The following is a 22,930-nucleotide window of genomic DNA, read 5'->3' as shown; positions in this document are numbered from 1 at the left end:
CAGTACAGGCGATGGGAGCGCGGTCGATGGCGTACACACTTTGAGTCGCGGAAGCCCTGTGACCCGCAGTACACCGGACAGCCGTCGTTGACAGCCAGCCCCGGGCTCCGAACCAAACAGCCGTTTTCTAGCATGCAGCGTCAGTGCGCTTAGCTACATCCATCGTCAGCAAACGCTGCAAAGCCGTTGTAGCCACTGGCATCTTGAGCGACTGCAGCGAGGCGTAAAGCCGTCCTAACTGCATACACCTCATGGCAGATTCCGAGGTGACGAACAGAAGCCCCCGACAAAACCACGCTGCGCTGCAACCCCGAAGTAAGCCGCCATGACCCGATCAAGCCAAGAGCCACGATGACGGCCTCGGACCGTGGCGGAATCCAGCCACCTTGCGCCCCGCCCTTCCGCATGCGCCGCTCACCCATTCATTCATGCGCTATGGTGACACCCTCGCCCGCTCGCCCGTTCGCCCAGCCACCCGCTGACCTCCGCATGCCCGCCCTGCCCCCTGCCACCGTCTCCCCAGACCCCGGCTCCCTCACCCGCGTCGCCGGCATCGAAGTCGGCCACGCCACCTCCCCCCACCGCCCCACCGGCTGCACCGTCGTCATCGCACGCGCGGGCGCCGTGGCCGGCGTGGACGTGCGCGGCGCGGCCCCCGGCACGCGCGAGACCGATCTGCTGGAGCCCACGCACCTCGTGGACCGCATCCATGCCGTGGTGCTGGCCGGGGGCAGCGCCTTCGGGCTGGACGCGGCCACGGGCGCGGTGCGGTGGCTGGAGGAGCGCGGGGTGGGCTTCGACGTGGGCGCGGCGCGCGTGCCGCTGGTGCCGGCGGCGGTGCTGTTCGACCTGCATGTGGGCGATGCGCGCATCCGGCCCGATGCGGCGGCAGGCTATGCGGCCTGCGAGGCCGCGTCGCGCGCGGCGGTGGCCGAGGGCTGCGTGGGTGCGGGCGCCGGGGCGGCGGTGGGCAAGCTCTTCGGAATGCCGCATGCGATGAAAGGCGGTATCGGCAGCGCGTCGGTCACGGTGGATGGCGTGACGGTGGGCGCGCTGGTGGCCTGCAACGCGGTGGGCGACGTGGTGGACCCGGAGACGGGCCGCCCCGTGGCGGGCGCGCGCACGGCCGATGGCCGGCAGTTGCGCGACACGCGCCGCGCCCTGCTGGCCGGGGAAGCGCCGCACCCGCTGCTGGCCGGCACCAACACCACCATCGGCGTGGTGGCCACCGATGCCGTCATCACCAAGGCGCAGGCGCGGCGGCTGGCCGTGTGCGCGCACGACGGGCTGGCGCGGGCCATCAACCCGGTACACACGCTCTCGGATGGCGACACGCTCTTTGCGCTGGGCACGGGGCTCGCGGGCAAGCCGCTGGGCATGATGGTGCTGGCCACCATGGCGGCCGAGGCCACGGCGCGCGCCACGCTGCGCGCGGTGCTGGCGGCCCGGGCGCTCACCACGCCCGAGGGGCTGCACCTGCCCTGCGCGGCCGATCTGGCCGGCACGGCGCCGTGGGGAGCGGGCTGGCCATGAACGTCATGCTTGCCGCGCGGTCGCGCACCGCGGCCCGGCGCGTGCGCACCGCCTTGCTGAACGTGCGCGACCTGCTGCTGTCGGCCGGGCCGCTCGCCTTCCTGGCCGTGGGGTTGGTGGTGCTGGCCTATGGGTGGCTGCAGCCCAACCCGCCGCGCCGGGTCACGCTGGCCACGGGGCCGGCGCAGAGCGCGTATGCCGAATTCGGCCAGCGCTATCGGGCGGCGCTGGCGGCCGAGGGCATCGAGGTGGTGCTGCTGGAGAGCGAGGGCTCGTCGGCCAATCTGCAGTTGCTGCGCGACGGCCAGGCCGATCTGGCCTTCGTGCAGGGCGGCACGGGCGAGCTGCGCGAGGGCGATGCCGAGGCCCTGGTATCGCTGGGCAGCCTGTTCGTGGAACCCGTGTGGATCTTCTACCGCGCCGACGCCGTGCACCGCCACGCGGGCCGCGCGCGGCTAGACGGCCTGGGCCAGCTGCGCGGCCTGCGCGTGAACGTGGGCACGCCGGGCAGCGGCCTGCCCACGCTCATGGAAAAGCTGCTCGAAGCCAACCATCTGGAGCCGCGCCAGCTCACGCTCACGCGGCTCGGCCAGACGCCGGCCACGGTCGAGTTCCTCGCGGGCCGGCTCGATGCGCTGGTGTTCGCCTCCGCGCCCGAATCGCTGATGGTGCAGATGCTGCTGCAGACCCCCGGCGTGCGGCTGCTGGACTTTCCGCAGAACGAGGCCTATGGCCGGCTCTTCACGTTCCTCACGCCCGTGACGCTGCCGCGCGGCGTGGCCGATCTGGCGGCCAACGTGCCGCCCGCCGACGTGCGCCTCGTCGCCTCCACCACCTCGCTGCTGGCGCGCGAGGGTACGCACCCCGCGCTGCTGCAGCTCTTCGCGCAGAACGCGCAGACGCTGCACGGCGGCGCCGGCTGGTTCAACCGCGCGCGGGATTTTCCGAACACGCGCCACAGCGAGCTGCCCATCGCCGCCGAGGGCGAGCGCGCCATCAACGGCCAGCCGCCGCTGCTGCAGCGCTACCTGCCCTTCTGGATCGCCAACCTCGTCGAGCGCATGTGGCTGGTGCTGGGCGTGCTGCTGGCCGCGATGCTGCCGCTCTCGCGCGTGGTGCCGCCGCTCTACCAGTTCCGCGTGCGCTCGCGCGTCTTCCGCTGGTATGGCCGCCTGCGCGAGATCGAGGACGAAATGGAAGTCGGCAGCACGCCGCCGCAGGAGCTGCACGCCCAGCTCGACCGGCTCGAAGCGCAGGTGGAGAAGGTGAGCGTGCCGCTGTCGTATGCGGACGAGCTGTATGCGCTCAGGCACCACGTGCAGATCGTGCGGCAGAAGCTCCAGGCCAAAGCGTCCGCCACATCCGCCACGGCAGCCGGCGGGGTGTCCGATCCGCCACCGGCCGCAGCCGGTGCCCGGGAAGGGGCATAGCGCACCGGGCCGGGCCGGATCAACCGAAGGCGCTGTGGCTCAGCCGATCGAGATAGCCGCGCATGCGCACTTCCAGTTCGGCCGGGTCCGATGGCACGCGGCGGTCGCCGCCGCTCGCTGCGCCGCGCGCGTGCTCGCGGGGATAGGGCACGCCGGGCACCGGCACCCCGAGAAAGCGGCACAGGGGCTCCCACCCCTCTCCCGCCGAGAAGACCAGCAGGCGCCCCGCCGGGACGGCCTCGATCACCGCCTGGTTCCAGCGCTCGAAATAGCGGGTCATGAATGCACGGTCACCGATGCGGTCTCCGAAATCGCGCCTCAGGAACCTGCTGATTTCCGCCCCCTGCTCGCCCAGCAGCGGATTGCCGCGCACCTGGGAAAAGATCGTCTCGCTCACCGAATCGAACCAGTCGTCCGGATCGCGCACCGACAGGATCACCCGGGCCTGCGGACAGTGGTCCAGCAATTCGCGCCAGAAGCAGCAGCCCGGGTAATCGACGGTGGCCGCATAGCCGTCGAAAAGAGCGTCCCAATCGGGCGTGCCGCGTATCGCACCATTCCACAGCGGAACGGACCGCCTCGCGGTGGCCGCGACCTCCATGGCGTGGTAGCAGGGGCCGAAGCCCAGATGCTCCAGCGCCAGCTTCAGCGACAGCGTGCCGGTGCGTCCCAGGCCGGCGCCGATGATTTCCAGGGTCATGCCGCTCAGGCGTCCAGGCGCTGGTAGACGGACACCTGGGTCGGGCTCTTCGACGTGAATGGCTCCCGCGTCCATCCCCCCCAGCGGGCATGCAGTGTCAGCCCGGCGATCTGTGCCATCAAGTCCAGCTCCGAAGGCCACACGTACCTCCATCGATCGGTGTGGATCTTCGGCATCCCGTCGCCCAGGACGATCATCCGCTGGTCGATGATCTGCTGGACCAGATCCGCTTTCGAGCACTGGAGCACGGTGGCGTCCTGGCCCGCGCTCTCCTCCATGGAGGGCACATCGAAGATGTTGTCCACGTTGCTCGATCCGCTGAAGATCCGGGCGCCGGGCACGGCCGTCTGGATCACGAATGCCCCGCCGCGCGCCAGCCGCTTTTTCACATTCATGAAACAGCGCACCTGCTCCGCCTGCGTCAGCAGATAGCCGAACGAGAACACCGCGTAGATGAGGCCAAAGGGGCCCTCCAGGGGAACATCCGCGAAATTCCCGCACACCGTCGTGGTCAATTGGTCGGCGCCGGGCTTTGCATGGAGCTTTTCGAGCATGCCAGGGGAGTTATCGACCCCGGAGACCCGCACGCCTTTCATGGCCAAGGGCAACGCGATCCTGCCGGTGCCGATCGCCAATTCCAGGGCGGGGCCGTCCCCGGCGATCTCCGCGAGCATCTCCACGCAATCGGCCTTGGTTTTCTGGGGGGCCCGGTCGTGCCAGGCATCGTAGAAATCCGCGAATGAATCGTATCCGGCCTTTTGAGAAATCTGCAAGATTCAACCCTCTTTGACATTCATGGTCCGATTGAGAGGGGAAAATAATATGCAAACCCGCAGTGTGTTCAGATAATTTTCATTTATATCAGCAAGAAATTCTTATTGATCACCCCATGCCCGCGGGGAAAGCTCCACACCTTGAATCCACCGACCTCCGTGGTAGCCTCGCGGCGGCGTCGTCATTGGCGCCATATCCGCATATTTCAATCACACGAGGGACTCAATATGAAGACCATGATCTATACGCTGGCCAAGCTGGCCCGCGTCCTGCGCGGCAACAAGATGGGCTATATCTACACCTACTGATATTCGCCCACCCAGGGGAAGATTACTTCCCCTGGGGCACACCATTACCAGTTCTTCGCAATTCCCTTGCGTGGCACTCCGCAACCTCCTTGAAGATTCCGAGAAATCTCCGCTCCCGACAACGCGGCGGGACCATGGCCCCATGGAGAACGACAAGAATATTCCGCCAGGGCCCAAAGGCCAGCCCTTCATTGGCAACATCGTGGAGTTCACCGAGGACCCGCTGAAATTCCTGCTGAAATGCTCGCGGGAATATGGCGACGTGGTGCGGATGTCCAAGGATGCCTATCTGGTCAATCACCCCGACCTCATCCGGCAGGTGCTCCACAACAAGGATGGCACCTACGAAAAGACAGATCCCGGCGACAGGCACAAGAACCATTCGGCATTTCCCGCCTCGGTGATGAACAGTTCGGGCACGGACTGGCAAGACAAGAAGCGCGCGCTGCAGCCGGTCTTCCATAAAACGCCGGTCAACGACGGCATCGGACGCACGGCGGCCGTGCTGCATTCGTTCATCCACGCCTGGCGCCAGGAGCCTCCTGGCCTCGACATGCGGCAGGAGATGCAGCGCCTGTGCATGAAGACCGGCAGCACTTTTCTGCTCGGAGCGCAGATCGAGGAGGGCGAGGCCCTCCAGGTCGTGCAAACGGTGGACGCCATCATGGCCCTGACGCGCAGCCAGATCAGGTTCCCGTCGTTCGTTCCCACGCCCGACAACCTTCGCCTGCGCCGCGCACGCCTCGACCTGGACCGGGCCATGGACCGGATCATTGCGCGATACCGCGATGCCGCCCCCCCACCAGCCCTGCCTTCTGGGCACCCTGCTGGAACACGACGCCAGCGGAAGGTCGGGATGGCTCCGCGACGAATTGGCCACCATGATCATGTCGGGGCTGGAGCCGATGGCCGATGCATTGACCTGGGTTTTCTACCTGCTTGCGCTCCATGCCGGCACCCAGCAGAAACTGGCCGACGAGGTCCGCGCGGCGGCGGGCGACACGTTCTCCGTCCCGGCCCTCGACGTTTCTCGGCTGGCCTGCGCGAACGCGGTCATGAAGGAGGCCCTGCGGCTGTACCCCCCGGCATGGATGACCGGGCGGATTGCGATCCGCGAGGATCGGCTCGGCGGATTCCGCATACCCAAGGGTACGACGCTCACCATCAGCCCCTGGGCGACCCACCGGGACCCACGGTTCTTCCACGATCCCGATGAGTTCCTGCCGGACCGCTGGCTGGACGGCGGCCTGGAGGAGTCATCGCGATATGCCTACCTTCCATTCGGGAGCGGGTCCCGGAAATGCATCGGGGACCATTTCTCCATGCACCAGATGACCATGGTCGTTGCCGCCATCGTCCATTCCTTCCGCCTGGAACTGGAGCCCGGAACGCAGGTTCGCCCCTATCCGGCGCTGGTCCTGCGCCCCCTGGGCGTGCAAATACGGGTCACCCCCAGGCCTTGACTCCCCAGGTTCGGCCCTCCTCCCCACAACGACCGGCGATCGCCCCTCCCATCCCAGCAGGAAATCCCCATGACCCGCACCCATCTCCCCCGAAAGCTTCGGGAATATGAGAATCGATTCTTCGACTCCACCGCCTGGAATGATTTCAAATACCGCGATGGCGACATCGTGATTGCCAGTTATGCCAAGGCCGGAACCACGCTCTTGCAGCAGATCGTCTCCCAGTTGATATTCAACGGGGCCGAGGAGATCGACGTCTCGAAAATATCGCCCTGGCTCGATTCCGTGCACCCGGACAAGGCGACCAAGATCCGGCTTTTCGAATCCCAGGACCACCGGCGCTTCATCAAGACGCACCTCCCCGCGGAGTCCCTGGTGTTCTCCGGCCAGGCGAAGTATCTCTACATCGGCCGCGACGGGCGCGACATCGCGTGGAGCCTGTACGCCCACCAACTGGCGCTCAGCCAGAATGCCCAGGCCACGCTGGACAAAGATGGAAACCCCTCGGGTCGCCTGCGGGTCATTCAGCCCCCGTCATCCTCCGTCGTCGAATACTTCGATGACTGGCTGGAAAAGAATGGGCATCCATTCTGGCCCTTCTGGGAAAATATCCGTTCATGGTGGGCCATCCGTGATCTGCCCAACGTGCTATTCATCCACTTCTCGCGCCTTCTCGACGATTTGCCGGGTGAAGTCCGGAAAATCGCGGAATTCATCGGCACCCCCATCGAAGAATCCCGGCGGGACAGCATCCTGTCGCACTGCGGTTTCCAATACATGAAGGAAAATGCGGCCAGATATGTTCCGCAGGGTACGGGCCTCTGGAAAGACGGGGGCAAGGCCTTCTTCCACCAAGGACAGAACGGGCGGTGGCGCGGCACCCTCCCGCCGGAAGCCAGCCAGCGCTACGAACGGCGTGCCGTGGCCGAGTTGGGGAGCGATTGCGCCCACTGGCTGGTCAGCGGCGACACGGAAAACCTGCGAAGCACATCCGCACGGGCCTGAGAACGTGTTCATGATCTGAAAGGCTGCCGCCCTCCCCGGCAGACCACGGCCGCCGGCCTGTGCTATATCTTGCCCATGCCGCCTTCCCGCCCCCCGTTCGCCCTGAACCTGCGCAGCTATGCCGCGCAGGTTGACGAGCACCGCCACGATTTCGCGCAGCTGGTGCTGCCGCTGGCGGGGCGGCTGCAGCTGGACATCGGCGGGCGCGAGGGGCTGCTGCAGCAAGGGCACGCGGCCTTCGTCGAGCCCGGCATGCGCCACTCGCAGGCCGGCCAGGGTGCCAACCGCGCGCTGGTGCTGGACCTGGACGGCACGGAGTTGCCCGGCGCCTACGCCGAGCGCATGGCGGCCCGCCCCTTCCTGGCGGTATCGCCGGCCGCGCAGCGGCTGATCGATTACATGGGGTTGACGCTGCAGGCGGGCCCGGCCGCGGCCGGGCAGGCCCGGCACTGGATACCGCTGATGCTGGATGCGCTGGCCGGCGAGGCGCCCCGGCCGCAGACGCGGCTGGCGGCGCTGATGGCGCGGATGCAGGCGGACCCGGCGCGCCCCTGGACGAACGAGGACATGGCGCGCGAAGCATGCCTGAGCGTGAGCCGGCTGCACGCGCTGTTCCGCGCCGAGCTGGACACCACGCCCGCGGCCTGGCTGTCGCAGCTGCGGCTGCAGCGCGTGCGCGAATGGCTGTCCACCACCGACCGCCCGATCGCCGAGCTGGCGCTGGCGGCCGGCTATTCCGACCAGAACGCGCTGACCCGCGCGATGCGGCGCACCACCGGCCTGACCCCGGCCGCCTGGCGGCGCCGGGCAAGAGACCGGGCCTAAAACACGGCAGCCCGGGCCGAGACGCCCGGCGGGCCGCGCGGCAACACTATGGACATGACCCCTCTTGCAGTTTCCCCGGCGGCGACGGACCGCCGCACCCTGGTCGGCATCGGCTGCGGCGTCGCCGCCGGCGCGCTCTGGGGCCTGGTGTTCCTCATGCCGGAGCTGGCGCGCGGCTTCACGCCGCTGCAACTGGCGGTGGGGCGATTCCTGGCCTATGGCCTGTTCGCCGCCGCGCTGCTGGTGCCGCGCTGGAGGGTGCTTTCGTCCCGGCTGGGCCGCCGCGACTGGTGGACGCTGTGCCGGCTGAGCCTGCTGGGCAACACCCTGTACTACGTGCTGCTGGCCAGCGCCGTGCAGCGCGGCGGCATCGCGATGACCTCGCTGGTGATCGGCTTCCTGCCGGTGGCGGTGACCGTGATCGGCAGCCGCGAGCAGCATGCCGTCGCGCTGCGCCGGCTCGCGCCTTCGCTGCTGTGCGGGCTGGTCGGCATCGCGTGCATTGCCTGGCAGTCGCTGGGCGGCGACGCACCGGGCGGGGGGCTCGCGGGCCTGCTGTGCGCGGTCGGCGCGCTGGCCTCGTGGACCTGCTATGCCGTGGGCAACAGCCGCCAGCTGGCGCGCCTGCCCCAGGTGTCCGTGCAGGACTGGAACCTCGCCACCGGCGTGGTCACCGGCGCCCAGGCGCTGCTGCTGCTGCCCCTCGCCCTGCTGACGGACAGCGCCACCCATGCCGCGGCGGAGTGGTGGCGGCTGGCCGCGGTGGTGACGGGCGTGGCGCTGGCCGCCTCCATCGCCGGCAATGCCTTCTGGAACCGCATGAGCCGGCTGCTGCCCCTGACCATGGTGGGGCAGATGATCCTGTTCGAGACGCTGTTCGCGCTGCTGTACGGCTTCCTGTGGGAGCAACGCCTGCCCACCCGCTGGGAGTTGCTGGCCATGGGCTGCGTGGTGGCCAGCGTGCTGCTTTGCGTGCATGCGCACCGGCCCCGGCGCGCCATCGAGCCCCATCCCCAGTAAGGGCCGGCTGGCGCCCGCAAGCCCGCCGGGCCGCAGCATCCCCCGCGAGTGGGGATGGCCACGCCAAGGCCACCGGATGCCAATGCGGCCAGAGTCAGGCGAGCGGCCGCCCGATGCCTTTCGGCATCAACGCGGCTTGCCGCCCTTGCCGCCCCTGCCGCGCAGCGATGGCGGCGGCCCGGGCAGCACCTTCAGCGCCCCCTCGCCCATGAGCTTGTCGCGCATGCGGCGCGTCATCGACTGCGTGCTGCCATCGGGCGCCGTGAAGAGGAAGAGCGTGTTGTGCGGGCTGGCCCAGGTGAGCTGCGTCTGCACCGCGCGGTGGTTGGTGACCAGCTCCACCCAGGTCCCCAGCGCCAGGGCCGTGCCGCTGGAATCGTCGGAGGCATCGGGGGCATCGGACGTGGAGCCTTGCTCCGCCTCGCCGGGCTCCGCACCCGGCCCGTACAGGGTTTCGCCCGTGTCGGGCCCGAAATCCGGCACCGCCGCATGGCGCACGGCATGGTCGGCGGCCGACTGGTGCATTGCGGCCACCCGCTCCAGGATGGCCTGGGTCATGTCTTCGGCGTGGCCCACGCTGTCCAGTCCCTGGCGCAGCGTACCCAGCATGCGCGGGGCGGTCTCCGCGAGGCGCTCGGGGTCGCGGGCCGCCAGGGCCGGCTGCGCGAGCCAGAACAGTTCGGGCACCATCGCCAGATAGCCGCCCGGATCGCTTCGCTCCGCGCCCTGGGTGCCGGCGGCCTGCGCCATCTGCGCGCGCGCGATGACGTCGGCCCAGGGGCCCGCCGCGAAATCCACGATGTCGGCGGGCACGTCGTCCGTCTCGGCCAGCGCGCGGATGTCGGCGGCCACGCGCCGCGCCAGGGCCTCGCGGCGGGTCAGCTCCAGCGCCACGGCGCGGGCGGCCTCCTCGCGCTCGCGGCGCTTGCGGTCCTGCTCGGCCCAGCCGGCCTCCAGCCCCGCCAGGGTCACCTCGAAAGCCTCGGCCTGGCGCGTGTCGCCATTGGCCAGGTGGTCCACGGCCATTTCCATGAGCCGCGCGAATCCGCTGAAGCCGTCCGTGTCCTCCGAATCGAAGGACAGCGCGCGCTGCGTCAATGCATCGAGCAGCCGCCGCGCCGGGTGCTGGTCGTCGGTGAAGAAGCGGCGGTCATGGCGCACCAGCCGCTGGAGCGCGGGCCGCAGGTTCTGCAATGCGCGCTGCACGGGCGGCAGCAGCCGGTCGTCCCGCGAGATGTTGTCCATCATCCGGCTCACCACCTCGCTGGCCGTGCGGGAGCGCGCCCGCGCGGGGGCGGGGGCGGCCGGCTCGCCGGGCGCAGCGGCGACCTGCGGCATGGACACGGGACCGATGCCGGTGCTGTCGGGTGCGCCCAGCGGCGCCGGCAGACTGCCGGAGAGGCGGCCCACGATCCGCTCCAGCTCCGCGATGTCTTCCATGGCCTCGGCCGCCGCAGCGATGAGATGGCCGCCCTGCGGCAGCGCCATGCCCGGGGCTGCGCCCCCTGAGGGCAGCGGCCCCGGCCGCGATGCCAGCGCCGCGCGCGCCATCACGCCCAGTGGCACCGGCATGGACACCGGCTGTACCAGCATCTGCCGCAGCATCGCCACGGTGAGCAAGGCCTCTTCGGCTTCGGGTGCCAGGGGCATCGGCAGGGACGCGCCCGCCGCTGCGCTCCAGCCCGCCCCCACGCCATGGCCGTCCCACGCGGCGGCCTGTGTCGGCATGTCGGCGTCGTACCTGGCCTGCGCGCCTTGCCAGCGCGATGCCTCGCCCCGGCCCGTGCCGGCCCCGCCGGCGACGGCGTATCCCACCGGCTGCACCCCGTCCTCGCGCAGGCGCTCCACCGCGCGGCGGTAGGCGCCCTGCAGCAACGTGCCGAGCGCATCGCGCATCGGCGCCATCCAGATCGCGCGCATCTCGGGCGCCACGCCCGTGTCGCCCACCACCCGCTGCAGTGCGCGGATGTAGTTCTCCGGCCGCAGCGGGTTGCGGTCGGGCTGCACGCTGCGCAGGCCCTGAGCCGCGCTCACCAGCGTGTTGAGCTCCGCCAGCACGCCTTCCGTGGCGTGCAACGCGGCCTGCTGCGCCCGCGACAGCTCCACCTGGGCCAGCACCTCGGCCTCGTCCATCAGCGACAGCTCGCCGAAATCCAGGCCCGAGGCATCCACCGGGCGCGGCCGCGCGGTGGCGGGGCCTTCGGCGAAGATTTCCAGCAGCGCCATCGGGTACGCCTTGGCGAGGGCGGCGGCCTGCTGCTTGAGCAGGCGCTGCGCATCGGCCAGCGCGTCGCGCCGCCGCAGATCGCGCGCGGTCGACTCCTGCGCGCCCAGCGCCGCCTGCGTGGCGTCGAGCAGCGCCCCCATCAGCGTCTCGCCGTCGCGGATGGCCGCGACGACACAGGCACGGAACGCCGATTTGGCGCTGGAGGCGGGAGCGGACATGGCGCGGTGGAGGGAGGTGGCGGCGCTATCGGACGGTGGGGAGGTCAACGGCGGCGGCCGGCGCTCACTTCAGTGCCTTGTAGCGCACCCGCTTGGGCTTGGCTCCCTCCTCGCCCAGGCGCTTCTTCTTGTCGGCCTCGTATTCCTGGTAGTTTCCATCGAAAAACACCCATTGGCTATCGCCTTCGGCGGCCAGGATGTGCGTCGCGATACGGTCGAGGAACCAGCGGTCGTGGCTGATGACCAGCACGGTGCCCGCGTATTCGAGCAGCGCGTCTTCCAGCGCGCGCAGGGTTTCCACGTCCAGGTCGTTCGAGGGTTCATCGAGCAGCAGCACGTTGCCGCCCGCGATCAGCGTCTTGGCCAGGTGCAGCCGGCCGCGCTCGCCGCCCGACAGGCTGCCCACGCGCTTTTGCTGGTCGCCGCCGTTGAAGTTGAAGCGGCCCGCATAAGCCCGGCTCGCCATCTGGAACTTGCCGATGTTGATGATGTCCAGGCCGCCGGAGATGTCCTCCCACACGGTCTTCTCGTCCGAGAGCGCGTCGCGGCTCTGGTCGACGTAGGCCATCTTGACCGTGGAGCCGATCACCACGTCGCCACTGTCGGGCTGCTCGCGGCCGGCGATCAGCTTGAACAGCGTGGACTTGCCGGCCCCGTTCGGGCCGATGATGCCGACGATGGCGCCGGCCGGGATGTTCATCGAGAGGTTGTCGATCAGCACGCGGTCGCCGAACGACTTGGTGACGTTCTTGAACTCGATGACCTGCGTGCCCAGGCGGTCGGCGACGGGGATGAAGATTTCCTGCGTCTCGTTGCGCTTCTGGTATTCGAAGTCGCTCAGTTCCTCGAAGCGGGCGATACGCGCCTTGCTCTTGGCCTGCCGGCCCTTGGCGTTCTGGCGCACCCACTCCAGTTCCTTCTTCAGGGCCTTGGCGCGGGCCTCCTCGCCCTTCTGCTCGGACTCCAGGCGGGCCTGCTTCTGGTCCAGCCAGGTGCTGTAGTTGCCCTTGTAGGGGATGCCGTGGCCACGGTCCAGTTCCAGGATCCACTCGGCCGCGTTGTCGAGGAAGTAGCGGTCGTGGGTGATGGCCACGACGGTGCCCGGGAAGCGGTGCAGGAACTGCTCCAGCCAGTCCACGCTTTCGGCGTCCAGGTGGTTGGTGGGCTCGTCGAGCAGCAGCATGTCGGGCTTGGACAGCAGCAGGCGGCACAGCGCGATGCGGCGCTTCTCACCACCGGAGAGCACGCCCACGGTGGCTTCCCAGGGCGGCAGGCGCAGCGCGTCGGCGGCGATTTCAAGCTGGTGCTCGGAGTCGGTGCCGGCCGTGGCGATGATGGCTTCGAGACGGGCCTGCTCGGCGGCCAGCGCGTCGAAATCGGCGTCGGGCTCGGCATAGGCGGCATACACGTCCTCGAGCTTGGCCTTGGCCTCGAAGACCTCGCCCATGGCTTCCTCGACGCTTGCGCGCACGGTGTGGTCCGGGTTGAGCTGCGGCTCCTGCGGCAGATAACCGATCTTCAGGCCCGGCATGGGGATGGCCTCGCCCTCGATCTCCTTGTCCACGCCGGCCATGATCTTCAGCAGGGTGGACTTGCCCGAGCCGTTGAGGCCCAGCACGCCGATCTTGGCGCCGGGGAAGAAAGAGAGGGAGATGTCCTTCAAGATCTGCCGCTTCGGGGGCACGGTCTTGCTGACACGGTTCATCGAATAAACGTACTGGGCCATTGGCTTTCTTTCCTAGGGATGGGGTTGCGCCGCCGGTGCGCGGGGCGGCCGGCAGAGGGCCGCGCGGCGGGCGCGTCACCAACGATTATCGGATGCTTTGCCTCGCCCGCGTCGGCCGGCGCGGGCCCCGGGGCGGGCGGCCGCTCTAGCGCCCGGAGAGCTTGCGGGCTTCGTGGGTCCACTGCGCGGCGGCGCGCGCCAGCTCGGCATGCAGCAGCGCATGGTCGATCCGGGCCAGCTCGCCGCCCAGCATGCTTGCGGCCCCCTGCCGCGCCGCCTCCGCGCGCGCGGCATCGAGGTCGGCGCTGCGCACGGCGGTATCCGCCAGCACGGTCACGCGGGAGGGCTGGATCTCGGCATAGCCGCCCGAGACGAACACCTGCACATGCTCGCCACCCGCCGTTTCGATGTGCACGAACCCCTCGCGCAGCCGTGTGAGCAGCGGCGTGTGGCCGCGCAGCACGCCGAACGCCCCCTCGGTGCCCGGCAGGCTCGCCACGCGCACGGGCCCGGCCCACACCAGCCCCTCCATGTGGGCGATCTCCAGATGGAGTGCCCCGCCCTGGCCTCCGGGTGCCGGGCTCGATTCCGCAGAAGACATCTTTTTTGATCCGTTCTCACAGGCGGAATGGCGCCGGGAAAACCCCGATGGCGCCGCCCCGCCACATCGTTTCATTCGAGGCGCCAGTCTACGCCCCCCTGCCTCGGCCCTGCGCGGCAGCCGAGCGATGCATGCGGCCAAGCTCTGCGACGCATCACATCTCATGCCACAATAGCGACCCAGCCGTCGGCTCCAGTGACCGGCGGCCTCAGCAACCTGCTGGGGACGAGGAAGCCGCCACGCGGTGTTCTGGCTCCCGTTCGTGAATCCCATCTGCCTTGACTGGACGCAATCCCTCCGGGCCTTGCGACAGGCCGATGCCCCCCGCGCCCGGAGAGGGCGTTTCCTTGAATGACTTTTGACGAACTGAATCTGGCCCCCGCCATTCTGAAAGCCGTGCATGAGCAGGGCTACGAGAATCCCACGCCCATCCAGGCACAGGCCATCCCCGCGGTCCTCGAAGGGCACGACCTGCTCGCCGGCGCCCAGACCGGCACCGGCAAGACCGCCGCCTTCACGCTGCCCATGCTGCACCGCCTCTCGCAGGGCACGGTGCCCCGGTCCAAGTTCGGCGGCAAGGGCATCCGCGCGCTGGTGCTGACCCCCACGCGCGAGCTGGCCGCCCAGGTCGAGGAATCCGTGCGCGCCTACGGCAAGTACCTCGACATCCACTCCACCGTGGTCTTCGGCGGCGTCGGCATGAACCCGCAGATCGACCGCATCAAGCGCGGCGTGGACGTGCTGGTGGCCACCCCCGGCCGCCTGCTGGACCTGCAGCAGCAAGGCTTCCTGGACCTGTCCACCGTCGAGATCCTGGTGCTGGACGAAGCCGACCGCATGCTGGACATGGGCTTCATCCACGACGTGAAGAAGGTGCTGGCCCTGGTGCCGCGCGACAAGCAGAGCCTGCTGTTCTCGGCCACGTTCAGCGATGAGATCCGCGAACTCGCCAACAGCCTGCTGCGCAATCCGCAGAGCATCCAGGTCACGCCGCGCAACACCACGGTGCAGCGCATCACCCAGGTGATCCACCCCGTGGGCCGCGGCAAGAAAAAGCAGGTGCTGCTGCACATCATCCAGCAGCACAACTGGAGCCAGGTGCTGGTGTTCACGCGCACCAAGTTCGGCGCCAACAACGTGGCCGAGTTCCTCACCAAGAACGGCGTCACCGCCATGGCGCTGCACGGCAACAAGAGCCAGAGCGCCCGCACGCAGGCCCTCTCGGGCTTCAAGACCGGCGACATCCGCGCCCTGGTGGCCACCGACATCGCCGCGCGCGGCATCGACATCGACGAGCTGCCGCACGTCGTCAACTACGAAATCCCCAACGTGCCCGAAGACTACGTGCACCGCATCGGCCGCACCGGCCGCGCGGGCGCGAGCGGCGAGGCCGTGAGCCTGGTCTGCATGGACGAGGAAGGCTTCATGATGGAGATCGAGCGCTTCACCAAGCAGGAGATCCCCGTGCAGCTGCTCGACGGCTTCGGCCCCGAGCCCGACGAGAAGGCCGAGCCCATCGCCATGGGCCGCCAGACCATCTGGGGCGGCGCCGGCAAGCCGCCGAGCCGCGAGGTCATGCAGGCGGCCGCCAAGGCCGCGCGCACCGAGATGATGGAGCGCATCCGCACCAACAAGGCCGCCCAGGGCGAACGCTCGGGCGGCGGCAAGGCCGGCGGCCAGCGCGGCCCGCAGGGTGATGGTGGCAACGCAGGTGGCGGCGGCAAATCCCAGCGCGGCCGCGGCGGCCCGCAGGGCCACGCGAATGCCAACGGCGCCCCCGCGCGATCGGGCAATGGCGGTCATCCGCCCCGCGGCAACGGCGGCGCCCCCGCCGGGCGCGGCAACCGCCCCGCCCGGAGTGAAGGCGGTGGCGGTGGCTACCGCTCCGACGACATGCAGCCGCGCCGCGAGAATGCACACCTGGGCACCCAGCTCGGCACGCACCTCGGCCCCAGCCGCCAGGGCAGCGGTGGAGGCCAGCCCGACCCCATGCGCACCAGCGTGGACAGCATGGCCGACCGCGGCCGGCGCGGCGGCGGCTTCCGCAGCGGCGGCGGTGGTGGTGGCGGCTACGGTGGTGGCCGCAGCGGCGGCGGAGGCGGCGGTGGACGCGGCCCCCGCGGCGGCGGCTCTTTCGGCCGCTGATCTCACGCAACGGTCTGCAGGCCGTCCAACCTGTGGCGCCCCACGGCGCGGTATCGGTGCTCACCCGCCGGCACCGCGCCGTTGTGCATTCCGGGGTGCCCCGCATCGATCCGGCCCGCACGGCGGCGGTCGGACATCCCCCGCCACGCGGGCCATGGGCCCGTGCGGGATTCCCGCCGACAGGCACCGGCTGCAACGCCGGGTAACATCGGCCCCGCCCGCCACAGCCGGCCGAATGCGGCCCCGATTCCCATGAACCAGCCCCTCGTTGCCCTCCGCCCCTTCCTGCCTTCCGCACTCGCCGCCAGACCCGGCGCCTGGGCGGGCATGGCACTGGCCATCGCCGTGCTGGTGGCGGGTTGCGGCAGCACGCCGCTGCCTCCATGGCCCGCCACCGCGCCCACGCCGGTGCCATCCGGCACACAGCCTGCTCCCCGCGCCGCGCAGGAGCGGGCCGTGCCGCCCCCGCTGGGCACCACGCGCGCCGAGGTCGTCACCTCGCCGGTGACGTCCAGCCCCCTTCTCCCTCAACCGGCCGCCGCGCCGGCTCCCGCGGCCCAGCCGCCCGCCGGCCCCCTGCCCTACAGCGCCGCCGTCGCCGCGCGCTTTCCCGATCCGGCCGTGCGCTACGACACCCCGGGCCTCGCGGAGGGCCGCCGCGCCTTCACCACCAACGCCGAGGCCTCCCAGTGGCTGCACCGCCTGGCATCCCAGGCGACGGGTGGAGCCACCAAGGCCAGCGTGATCGAGCTGGGCCGCTCGCAGCGCGGGGCTCCCCTGGAGGCACTGGTCGCCACGCACGGCGCCGGCACGGCACTGGCGGACCTGGATGCGAACGGCCGCCCCACCGTGGTGCTGATCGGCCAGCAGCACGGCGACGAGCCCGCGGGCGCCGAGGCGCTGCTGGTCATCGCGCGCGAGTTGACCCAGGGCCTGCTCGAACCCCTGCTCGACCGCATCAACGTCGTGGTCGTGCCGCGTGCAAATCCGGACGGCGCGGAAGCCGGCACGCGGGTGACGGCCAACGGCACCGACATGAACCGCGACCACCTGCTGCTCTCCACGCCGGAGGCCCAGGCGCTGGCGCGGCTGGTGCGCGACTACCGCCCCATCGCCATCATCGACGCGCACGAATACACCGTGGCGGGCCGCTTCCTTGAAAAGTTCGGCGCCATCCAGCGCTACGACGCCCTGCTGCAATACGCCACCACGGCCAACATGCCCGAGTTCCTCACCAAGGCCTCGCGCGAGTGGTACCACCAGCCCATGGTGGCGGCCCTGCAAGGCCAGGGCCTGACCAGCGAGTGGTACTACACCACGTCTACCGACCCGGCCGACCGGCGCGTGTCCATGGGCGGCACCCAGCCCGACACCGGCCGCAACGTCAATGGCCTCAAGAACGCCGTGAGCCTGCTCATCGAAACCCGGGGCGTGGGCATCGACCGGCTGCACATTCAGCGGCGCGTGCACACGCAGGTGACCGCCGTCACGAGCGCGCTGCGCAGCACGGCCGAGCGCGCGCCCAACCTGGAGCAGGTGCGCTCCTTCGTGGCGCGCGACACCGCCGCCCAGGCCTGCCGCGGCGAGGTCACCATCGAAGCCGGCCCCACCGCCACCCAGCGCGACCTGCTCATGCTCGACCCCGAGACGGGCGCGGACAAGACCGTGCGCGTGGACTGGAACTCCTCCCTGGAGCTGCGCACGCTCTCCGCCCGGCCCCGCCCTTGCGGCTACTGGCTCGCGCCCACGGCCACCACCGCCGTGGAGCGGCTGCGGCTGCTGGGCCTGCAGGTGATGCGCGTGGCCGAGCAGGGCTCCCTGCTGGCCGACACCTTCCGCGAAACCGCGCGGGACACCGCCCCGCGCCAGGACGTGCGCGGCACGGTGGCCGGCCCGGCCGACATCGTGCGGGTGCAGGTCGCCCCCGTGCGCACCGCCATCGATGCGCCGGCGGGCAGCTACTACGTGCCGCTCAACCAGCCGCTCGCGAACCTCGCCGTGGCCGCACTCGAACCCGACACGCAGAACAGCTATTTCGCGAACCGGATCATCGAAGGCCTTGCCGACACCGCGCGGGTGATGTCCACGCCGGCGCTGGTCTTCGAGGAACCCGATTGATGCCCTTCCGCCAGGCATGACGCCGCGCAGGGCACCACGGCCCGGCCCCGGGCCGGGCCGACGGCGCACGCGGGCGGTGGCCCCTCAAGCCCCCGCCGGAAGCAGGCGAAGCCCAATGCTCCTAAAAATATAGCGAACTATGTAGAAAATCCGGCGACATGAAGCGGATTTGACCAAGAAAAGGGCACCCGAGATGCCCCAGGGCCATTCCGGGCGCCCTTCCAGCGCAACGGCGCAGCGATCCCTGGCGGCACCCGATCGGAGGCAGCTCCGGATCAGACCGACGCGTGGTGCTCATCCAGCGCGCCCGGCGCCGTCGTGCCCCACCGCTCCTGCGATCCGGCCACAGCCACCACGTGCGAGGTCATGGCCACCGCCAGCGCCTCCTCGCCCAGGAAGACCTTGCCCACGCCCTCTTTTTCGAGCAATTGGGCCTCTTCCTCGTTGTGGCTGCGCACCACGGTTTCGATCGCCGGATTGAGCGTGCGCGCCGTCTCCACGATCTGCCGCACGTCCAGCGTGTCCGGGGTGGCGATCACCAGCATGTGCGCGCGGGCGATGTGCGCCTGGATCAGCACGGCGGGGTCCACGGCGTCCCCGGCGACGGCGGCCATGCCGGCCTCCCGCAGCGATTCGACGATTTCGCGGTTCTGCTCGGCCACCACGAAGGGGATGTCGCGGGCCGAGAGCGCCGCCGCGATCCGGCGCCCCACCCGGCCGTAGCCCACCAGCACCACCTGGCGCGCCAGATAGCGCTGGTGCGTGCTGACCGGCAGCTCCGCCAGCGGGTCGTCGCGCTGCTCCAGCTTGCGGGCCCAGGCCGAGCGGGCCCGCAGCCAGTCCTGCAAGGGCGCGATCGCGCGGAACAGCACGGGATTGAGCGCGATGGAGATCAGCGCCCCGGCCAGCACCAGGCTCGCGCCCTCGGGCGGCAGCATGCCCAGGGAAGCCCCCAGCCCGACCAGGATGAAGGAGAACTCGCCGATCTGCGCCAGGCTGGCCGACACCGTCAGCGCCGTGTTCAGCGGATACCGGAACGCCAGCACCAGCGCGGCGGCCGCGAACGTCTTGCCCAGGATGATGATGGCCACCACGGCCAGCACCTGGAACGGCCGCTGGACCAGCACCCAGGGATCGAAGAGCATGCCCACCGACACGAAGAACAGCACCGCGAATGCATCGCGCAGCGGCAGCGATTCCTGTGCGGCGCGGTGGCTGAACTCCGACTCGCGCATCACCATGCCTGCGAAGAAAGCCCCCAGCGCGAAGGACACCCCGAACAGCGCCGCGGAGCCGAAGGCGATCCCCACTGCCGCCGCCACCACGCACAGCGTGAAGAGCTCGCGCGAGCCGGTGCGCGCGACCTGCCACAGCAGCCAGGGGAACACCCGGCGCCCCACGAGCAGCATCACCGCCACGAACCCTCCGACCTGCGCCAGGGTCCAGCCCAGGGTCTTCCAGAGCGCAGGCCCCGCCACGACCTGACCCGCAGCCGTGCCGCCCAGCCATCCGGCCAGCGGTGGCAGGAGCACCAGCACGAGCACCATCGCCAGGTCTTCCACGACCAGCCATCCGACCGCGATGCGCCCGGTGTACGAATCCAGGATGCCGAGCGACTCCAGAGCGCGCAGCAGCACCACGGTGCTGGCCACCGAGAGCGAGAGGCCGAACACCAGGGCCCCCCCCAGGCCCCAGCCCCACCAGGAAGCCAGCCCCATGCCGAGCAGCGTCGCCACGGCCATCTGCACGATCGCGCCCGGCAAGGCGATCTTTCGCACCGCCAGCAGATCCCCCAATGAGAAATGCAGCCCGACGCCGAACATGAGCAGCATCACCCCGATCTCGGCCAATTGGCTGGCCATCGCGCCATCGGCCACGAAGCCCGGGGTGTAGGGCCCGATCGCCACGCCCGCCAGCAGGTAGCCGACCAGCGCGGGCAGGCGGAGCCGGGTCGCGAGAAAACCCAGGGCAAGCGCAAGCCCGAGGCCTACGGCGATGGTGTGGATGAGGGAGACGCTGTGGGGCATGTCAAAGAAGGGGCTTTGGCAGACAGCGCACGGAGCGCGGGCAAGGGCGGGCCACCCCGTTATAACCGCAAGCGGTGGCATCGTGCAAAGTGCGGCACGCGCTTGGGTCGGTGGTGGCCCGGGTATGATTCAGCCCCTGAGCACGATGCCTGCCGCAGTGGCGGGGCATCGAGGCGCTGCACCGCTCCGCGGCCTTCGCGGCACGGAAGGCAAGCGCCGCCTCAGCCGATGGATGCCGTTTCGTGGCGCGCATCCACGCCGTCTGCCCGTAGCTCAACTGGATAGAGCAATTGCCTTCTAAGCAATAGGTCGGGGGTTCGAGTCCCTCCGGGCAGGCCACACTGCCACGCCACGCAGGCCCTCCCGCATCAAAAGATTCCGGCAGGGCGGCCCCACGCCCTCCTCAGCCCATCGACTGGCGGGTCATCAAGATCTCCGCATCGCACAACTGCACATCCGATCTTTCCAGGCCGTCCGGGATGTCTCCCATGTCGGGGCAAGGGTCGCGATCGCCCGCCTGCATCGGCCCCAGGGGAACGTCGTGCTGCCCCATCTGGATGCCGCCCTGCTCTGCAGGCTCCGCGGGAGGAATGGCCATGGACAGAAACGGATAGGCGTGCATCGCGGACTCCTGCTTTCATGAAATGGAAAGGCCTCGGGCTTTATTAGGAGCCCGAGGCCTTCTGTCAGGAGTGGGACATACCGGGTACAGGCTGTAAGCCCCTGTCCTGCATGGCAGGCATCCCGCAGGGTGCGCCCGAACGCCATGTGCATTCCCCTGCGAATGGGCAAGCATCGGGCGCTCCGTCTGTGCGGCCAGGATGCGGAGCTTTGCCTGCCTCAGGGCCGGCCAGGCCTTCGGGGACCGCCGATGCCCCGCACCTTGCCCGCTCCAGGCTGTTTCAACGCATGAAAGACAAAAGGCGCTGCAACCTTGGAAGTTGCAGCGCCTTTGCTGATCTGGGGTGGCTGATGGGAGTAAATCCAGATTGTTGCCAAGCCATTGTTTATAAAAGAGTTTTCCAATCAGAGCGGACGAAAAACAACAGAAAAAGTGCTACACCCCCTGCCCTAGAAGGTGCTACAGGCAGTCTACCGTACTCCCACGAACAAGCACGGTGCATGTGAGTCTCAGGAACGGCGACCCTACGGCAGAGGTGGGAACCCTACTCATCAAGTTGGGTGGCAAGTGAACGAGGAATAGTTAGCAGACACAGAAACTGGACTTTGATACGCTTCTTATGTCAAGCCAACCATCAGAGGATAATTTACATGAAGAGCAAGAACCTTCCGCAGAAACAAGAAAAACTTCCCGGAAAGCTAATTCAAGAGGTGAAAGAGAGCAAGCCACTTGAATTTGATAGAAACGGATTTATGGGCTTCATGAAAAGCCTAAATCCTTTGCAATTCGCATCTGAAACAATTGCCCAGCTTGTCTATTACAAGCACCAGGTAAAAATCCTGGAGACAGAACAAGAGCGAATTGAGGCTGAAGCGGGAATTAGGCATCACCAAATTGATGCCGCCCTACGTGCCGGGCTTCAATTGCTAGAAGAGCGGCGAGTGGCTTTGCATATGGCTCTTCAGGTTGTTAGTAGAGATTTGGAAAATTCACACCTTGAAAAGAAAAGAATTCTGGATTGCATTGATAATTTGGTGAAGAATATATCGGATCCAGATCTTTCCCTTGAGGAAAAGCAGCTTTCGCACACAACAATAGCGATGTTCACGGAGTCACTCAAGAATATTGGAGAGCAAAGTATAGTCAAATTAGATTTGATAGCGAAGAACACTCAGAAGGCTCTTGAGGCTATGCCTCGCAGTGAGTTGATACTGACCTTTAGCGACGGCGGCCAATAATTTATGCTACCAATAATAGCGGGATTGGCTCTCATTGGGGCTGGGGTATGGATTTACAACGAGCTTCAAGAGCAAGCCGGAGCAGAAAGAGAACGATGGCGGTCAAAGCGGGAAGAGGTTAAGCGGAGCATTGAGTGGCATGAAAATCAGATTCAGAATCACTTATCTGATGCCAGAAATTCATACGACTTCAAAGTGCTCGTCGACATGCATTTTTCGTGCATGAAGGTTGCTGACCAAGCATATTCACTCCTAAAAGATGCACGAGTATCGCAAAGGAAAATAGGCGAAGCTATTAGAAAAACAAAAGAGCAATTGGATCTACTCTTTTCTAAGAAAAGGGTATCTAGGGATTTTGGTGAGAAGTCTGAAATTCAGGCTGAAATATCAAGCCTTCAAGAATTGAGGGCAAAGCTGTTCGGTGATAGGGATGAAATAGAAGTCCAGCGAAATCAGTTTGAAGCCAAGGTAAAAGACCTTAATGCAAAAACTCATGACCTTAAGACCAGCATTCGTGATAGGACGGGGTCGAAAGGGCAGGACTGGTATGCAAGATTGGAAGCGAGAAAGCAGCTAAGGCAGGCCCGATAAAGGGAAAATCAACCTATGATTGCTTTGGTTATGGAAGGCGGTCTCAAATCTGAAATGCAACACCTGGCCCATGAGGTAGGGTGTGAAGATGACGAGAAGATTCCAGCAGTTGCAGCCTGAAGAGCGGGTGATGCTGCAGACGCTGAAAGAGCAAGGACGGAGCGTGCGATTCATCGGCCGGAGCTTGGGACGCAGCGCGGCGAGCCTGAGCCGTGAATTGCGGCGCAACCAGCACGATGGCGGCTACGCATGGAAGACGGCACAAGCGGCCTGTGTGGCGCGACGCCGAGCAACACGCCCTGCGGCCAAGCTCGATCCCGATGGGCCGCTGTGGCCACTGGTAGCCCACATGCTGGGCT

The 22,930-nt window shown here is 68.0% G+C and carries 19 protein-coding genes, 1 tRNA gene and 1 pseudogene; 14 read left to right on the top strand and 7 right to left on the bottom strand.

Annotated elements, in window-relative coordinates:
* The first annotated feature begins 489 nt into the window (after positions 1–489).
* Positions 490–1,533, top strand: coding sequence for a P1 family peptidase (locus AX018_RS03260; protein WP_111875889.1), 1,044 nt, complete (start codon positions 490–492; stop codon positions 1,531–1,533).
* Positions 1,530–2,963, top strand: a complete 1,434-nt coding sequence (locus AX018_RS03255) for a TAXI family TRAP transporter solute-binding subunit (RefSeq protein WP_111876002.1) — start codon at positions 1,530–1,532, stop codon at positions 2,961–2,963. The genes AX018_RS03260 and AX018_RS03255 overlap by 4 nt, the downstream gene beginning before the upstream one ends.
* Positions 2,964–2,982: 19 nt before the next feature.
* Here AX018_RS03255 and AX018_RS03250 read toward each other — a convergent pair whose 3' ends face one another.
* Both AX018_RS03250 and AX018_RS03245 read right to left on the bottom strand, forming a co-directional pair.
* On the bottom strand, positions 2,983–3,663 hold the full coding sequence (locus AX018_RS03250; RefSeq protein WP_111875888.1) for a sulfotransferase family protein: 681 nt from the start codon (positions 3,661–3,663) through the stop codon (positions 2,983–2,985).
* A gap of 5 nt (positions 3,664–3,668) precedes the next feature.
* Positions 3,669–4,337, bottom strand: coding sequence for a class I SAM-dependent DNA methyltransferase (locus tag AX018_RS03245; protein WP_111876001.1), 669 nt, complete (start codon positions 4,335–4,337; stop codon positions 3,669–3,671).
* Between the two features lie 240 nt (positions 4,338–4,577).
* On the opposite strand from AX018_RS03245, the gene AX018_RS25140 reads away from it, so the two are divergent.
* The 6 genes and pseudogenes from AX018_RS25140 to AX018_RS03220 all read left to right on the top strand — a co-directional run bounded on the left by AX018_RS25140 (position 4,578) and on the right by AX018_RS03220 (position 9,058).
* Complete coding sequence (locus AX018_RS25140) at positions 4,578–4,745, top strand: hypothetical protein (RefSeq protein WP_170146170.1); 168 nt, start codon at positions 4,578–4,580, stop codon at positions 4,743–4,745.
* Between the two features lie 142 nt (positions 4,746–4,887).
* Positions 4,888–5,475 (top strand): annotated as a pseudogene (locus AX018_RS25980) (cytochrome P450); the annotation flags it as partial.
* Between the two features lie 151 nt (positions 5,476–5,626).
* Positions 5,627–6,208 carry a cytochrome P450 gene (locus AX018_RS25880; RefSeq protein ID WP_170146169.1) on the top strand — a complete coding sequence of 194 codons (582 nt, stop codon included), beginning with the start codon at positions 5,627–5,629 and terminating at the stop codon, positions 6,206–6,208.
* Between the two features lie 69 nt (positions 6,209–6,277).
* Complete coding sequence (locus AX018_RS03230) at positions 6,278–7,213, top strand: sulfotransferase domain-containing protein (RefSeq protein ID WP_111875886.1); 936 nt, start codon at positions 6,278–6,280, stop codon at positions 7,211–7,213.
* A 75-nt stretch (positions 7,214–7,288) separates the two neighbouring features.
* Positions 7,289–8,038, top strand: a complete 750-nt coding sequence (locus tag AX018_RS03225; protein ID WP_111875885.1) for a helix-turn-helix transcriptional regulator — start codon at positions 7,289–7,291, stop codon at positions 8,036–8,038.
* A 54-nt stretch (positions 8,039–8,092) separates the two neighbouring features.
* Positions 8,093–9,058, top strand: a complete 966-nt coding sequence (locus AX018_RS03220) for a DMT family transporter (RefSeq protein WP_111875884.1) — start codon at positions 8,093–8,095, stop codon at positions 9,056–9,058.
* 126 nt (positions 9,059–9,184) lie between these two features.
* Here AX018_RS03220 and AX018_RS03215 read toward each other — a convergent pair whose 3' ends face one another.
* The 3 genes from AX018_RS03215 to atpC form a co-directional block, all read right to left on the bottom strand.
* Positions 9,185–11,503, bottom strand: coding sequence for a DUF1631 family protein (locus tag AX018_RS03215; RefSeq protein WP_111875883.1), 2,319 nt, complete (start codon positions 11,501–11,503; stop codon positions 9,185–9,187).
* 64 nt (positions 11,504–11,567) lie between these two features.
* Positions 11,568–13,229, bottom strand: coding sequence for an energy-dependent translational throttle protein EttA (gene ettA / locus AX018_RS03210; RefSeq protein ID WP_111875882.1), 1,662 nt, complete (start codon positions 13,227–13,229; stop codon positions 11,568–11,570).
* A 145-nt stretch (positions 13,230–13,374) separates the two neighbouring features.
* Positions 13,375–13,830, bottom strand: coding sequence for an ATP synthase F1 subunit epsilon (gene atpC / locus AX018_RS03205; protein ID WP_111875881.1), 456 nt, complete (start codon positions 13,828–13,830; stop codon positions 13,375–13,377).
* Between the two features lie 351 nt (positions 13,831–14,181).
* Between atpC and AX018_RS03200 the strand changes: the two genes are divergently transcribed.
* Together AX018_RS03200 and AX018_RS03195 are read left to right on the top strand one after the other, a co-directional pair.
* Positions 14,182–15,975, top strand: coding sequence for a DEAD/DEAH box helicase (locus AX018_RS03200; protein WP_111875880.1), 1,794 nt, complete (start codon positions 14,182–14,184; stop codon positions 15,973–15,975).
* 252 nt (positions 15,976–16,227) lie between these two features.
* Positions 16,228–18,093: a M14 family metallopeptidase gene (locus tag AX018_RS03195; RefSeq protein WP_111875879.1), complete on the top strand. Its 1,866-nt coding sequence runs from the start codon at positions 16,228–16,230 to the stop codon at positions 18,091–18,093.
* 275 nt (positions 18,094–18,368) lie between these two features.
* Here AX018_RS03195 and AX018_RS03190 read toward each other — a convergent pair whose 3' ends face one another.
* Positions 18,369–20,120, bottom strand: a complete 1,752-nt coding sequence (locus AX018_RS03190) for a cation:proton antiporter domain-containing protein (protein ID WP_111875878.1) — start codon at positions 20,118–20,120, stop codon at positions 18,369–18,371.
* Between the two features lie 262 nt (positions 20,121–20,382).
* On the opposite strand from AX018_RS03190, the gene AX018_RS03185 reads away from it, so the two are divergent.
* Positions 20,383–20,459 (top strand) — tRNA-Arg (locus AX018_RS03185).
* Between the two features lie 64 nt (positions 20,460–20,523).
* Here AX018_RS03185 and AX018_RS03180 read toward each other — a convergent pair.
* Positions 20,524–20,742, bottom strand: a complete 219-nt coding sequence (locus AX018_RS03180; RefSeq protein ID WP_111875877.1) for a hypothetical protein — start codon at positions 20,740–20,742, stop codon at positions 20,524–20,526.
* Positions 20,743–21,392: 650 nt separating this feature from the next.
* Between AX018_RS03180 and AX018_RS24580 the strand changes: the two genes are divergently transcribed.
* From AX018_RS24580 to AX018_RS03175, 3 genes are all read left to right on the top strand, one after another.
* A complete protein-coding gene (locus AX018_RS24580; RefSeq protein WP_146749208.1) occupies positions 21,393–21,980 on the top strand; it encodes a hypothetical protein in 588 nt (195 codons plus the stop codon).
* Between the two features lie 222 nt (positions 21,981–22,202).
* On the top strand, positions 22,203–22,571 hold the full coding sequence (locus tag AX018_RS24575; protein WP_146749207.1) for a hypothetical protein: 369 nt from the start codon (positions 22,203–22,205) through the stop codon (positions 22,569–22,571).
* An 88-nt stretch (positions 22,572–22,659) separates the two neighbouring features.
* A partial coding sequence (locus AX018_RS03175; RefSeq protein ID WP_146749206.1) for a helix-turn-helix domain-containing protein occupies positions 22,660–22,930 on the top strand: 271 nt, incomplete at its 3' end.

The organism is Paracidovorax anthurii (genome assembly GCF_003269065.1).
GTDB lineage: Bacteria > Pseudomonadota > Gammaproteobacteria > Burkholderiales > Burkholderiaceae_C > Paracidovorax > Paracidovorax anthurii.
The sequence above is the reverse complement of the archived record's forward strand: the minus strand, read 5'-3'. Positions and strand labels throughout refer to the sequence as shown.

Excerpts from the sequence above, each read along its gene's own strand:
- AX018_RS03260 (WP_111875889.1), top strand. The coding sequence starts at position 490 with ATGCCCGCCCTGCCCCCTGCCACCGTCTCCCCAGACCCCGGCTCCCTC.
- AX018_RS03255 (WP_111876002.1), top strand. The coding sequence starts at position 1,530 with ATGAACGTCATGCTTGCCGCGCGGTCGCGCACCGCGGCCCGGCGCGTG.
- AX018_RS03250 (WP_111875888.1), bottom strand. The coding sequence starts at position 3,663 with ATGACCCTGGAAATCATCGGCGCCGGCCTGGGACGCACCGGCACGCTG.
- AX018_RS03245 (WP_111876001.1), bottom strand. The coding sequence starts at position 4,337 with ATGCTCGCGGAGATCGCCGGGGACGGCCCCGCCCTGGAATTGGCGATC.
- AX018_RS25880 (WP_170146169.1), top strand. The coding sequence starts at position 5,627 with ATGATCATGTCGGGGCTGGAGCCGATGGCCGATGCATTGACCTGGGTT.
- AX018_RS03230 (WP_111875886.1), top strand. The coding sequence starts at position 6,278 with ATGACCCGCACCCATCTCCCCCGAAAGCTTCGGGAATATGAGAATCGA.
- AX018_RS03225 (WP_111875885.1), top strand. The coding sequence starts at position 7,289 with ATGCCGCCTTCCCGCCCCCCGTTCGCCCTGAACCTGCGCAGCTATGCC.
- AX018_RS03220 (WP_111875884.1), top strand. The coding sequence starts at position 8,093 with ATGACCCCTCTTGCAGTTTCCCCGGCGGCGACGGACCGCCGCACCCTG.
- AX018_RS03215 (WP_111875883.1), bottom strand. The coding sequence starts at position 11,503 with ATGTCCGCTCCCGCCTCCAGCGCCAAATCGGCGTTCCGTGCCTGTGTC.
- ettA (WP_111875882.1), bottom strand. The coding sequence starts at position 13,229 with ATGGCCCAGTACGTTTATTCGATGAACCGTGTCAGCAAGACCGTGCCC.
- atpC (WP_111875881.1), bottom strand. The coding sequence starts at position 13,830 with ATGTCTTCTGCGGAATCGAGCCCGGCACCCGGAGGCCAGGGCGGGGCA.
- AX018_RS03200 (WP_111875880.1), top strand. The coding sequence starts at position 14,182 with ATGACTTTTGACGAACTGAATCTGGCCCCCGCCATTCTGAAAGCCGTG.
- AX018_RS03195 (WP_111875879.1), top strand. The coding sequence starts at position 16,228 with ATGAACCAGCCCCTCGTTGCCCTCCGCCCCTTCCTGCCTTCCGCACTC.
- AX018_RS03190 (WP_111875878.1), bottom strand. The coding sequence starts at position 20,120 with ATGCCCCACAGCGTCTCCCTCATCCACACCATCGCCGTAGGCCTCGGG.
- AX018_RS03180 (WP_111875877.1), bottom strand. The coding sequence starts at position 20,742 with ATGCACGCCTATCCGTTTCTGTCCATGGCCATTCCTCCCGCGGAGCCT.
- AX018_RS24580 (WP_146749208.1), top strand. The coding sequence starts at position 21,393 with ATGAAGAGCAAGAACCTTCCGCAGAAACAAGAAAAACTTCCCGGAAAG.
- AX018_RS24575 (WP_146749207.1), top strand. The coding sequence starts at position 22,203 with ATGAAGGTTGCTGACCAAGCATATTCACTCCTAAAAGATGCACGAGTA.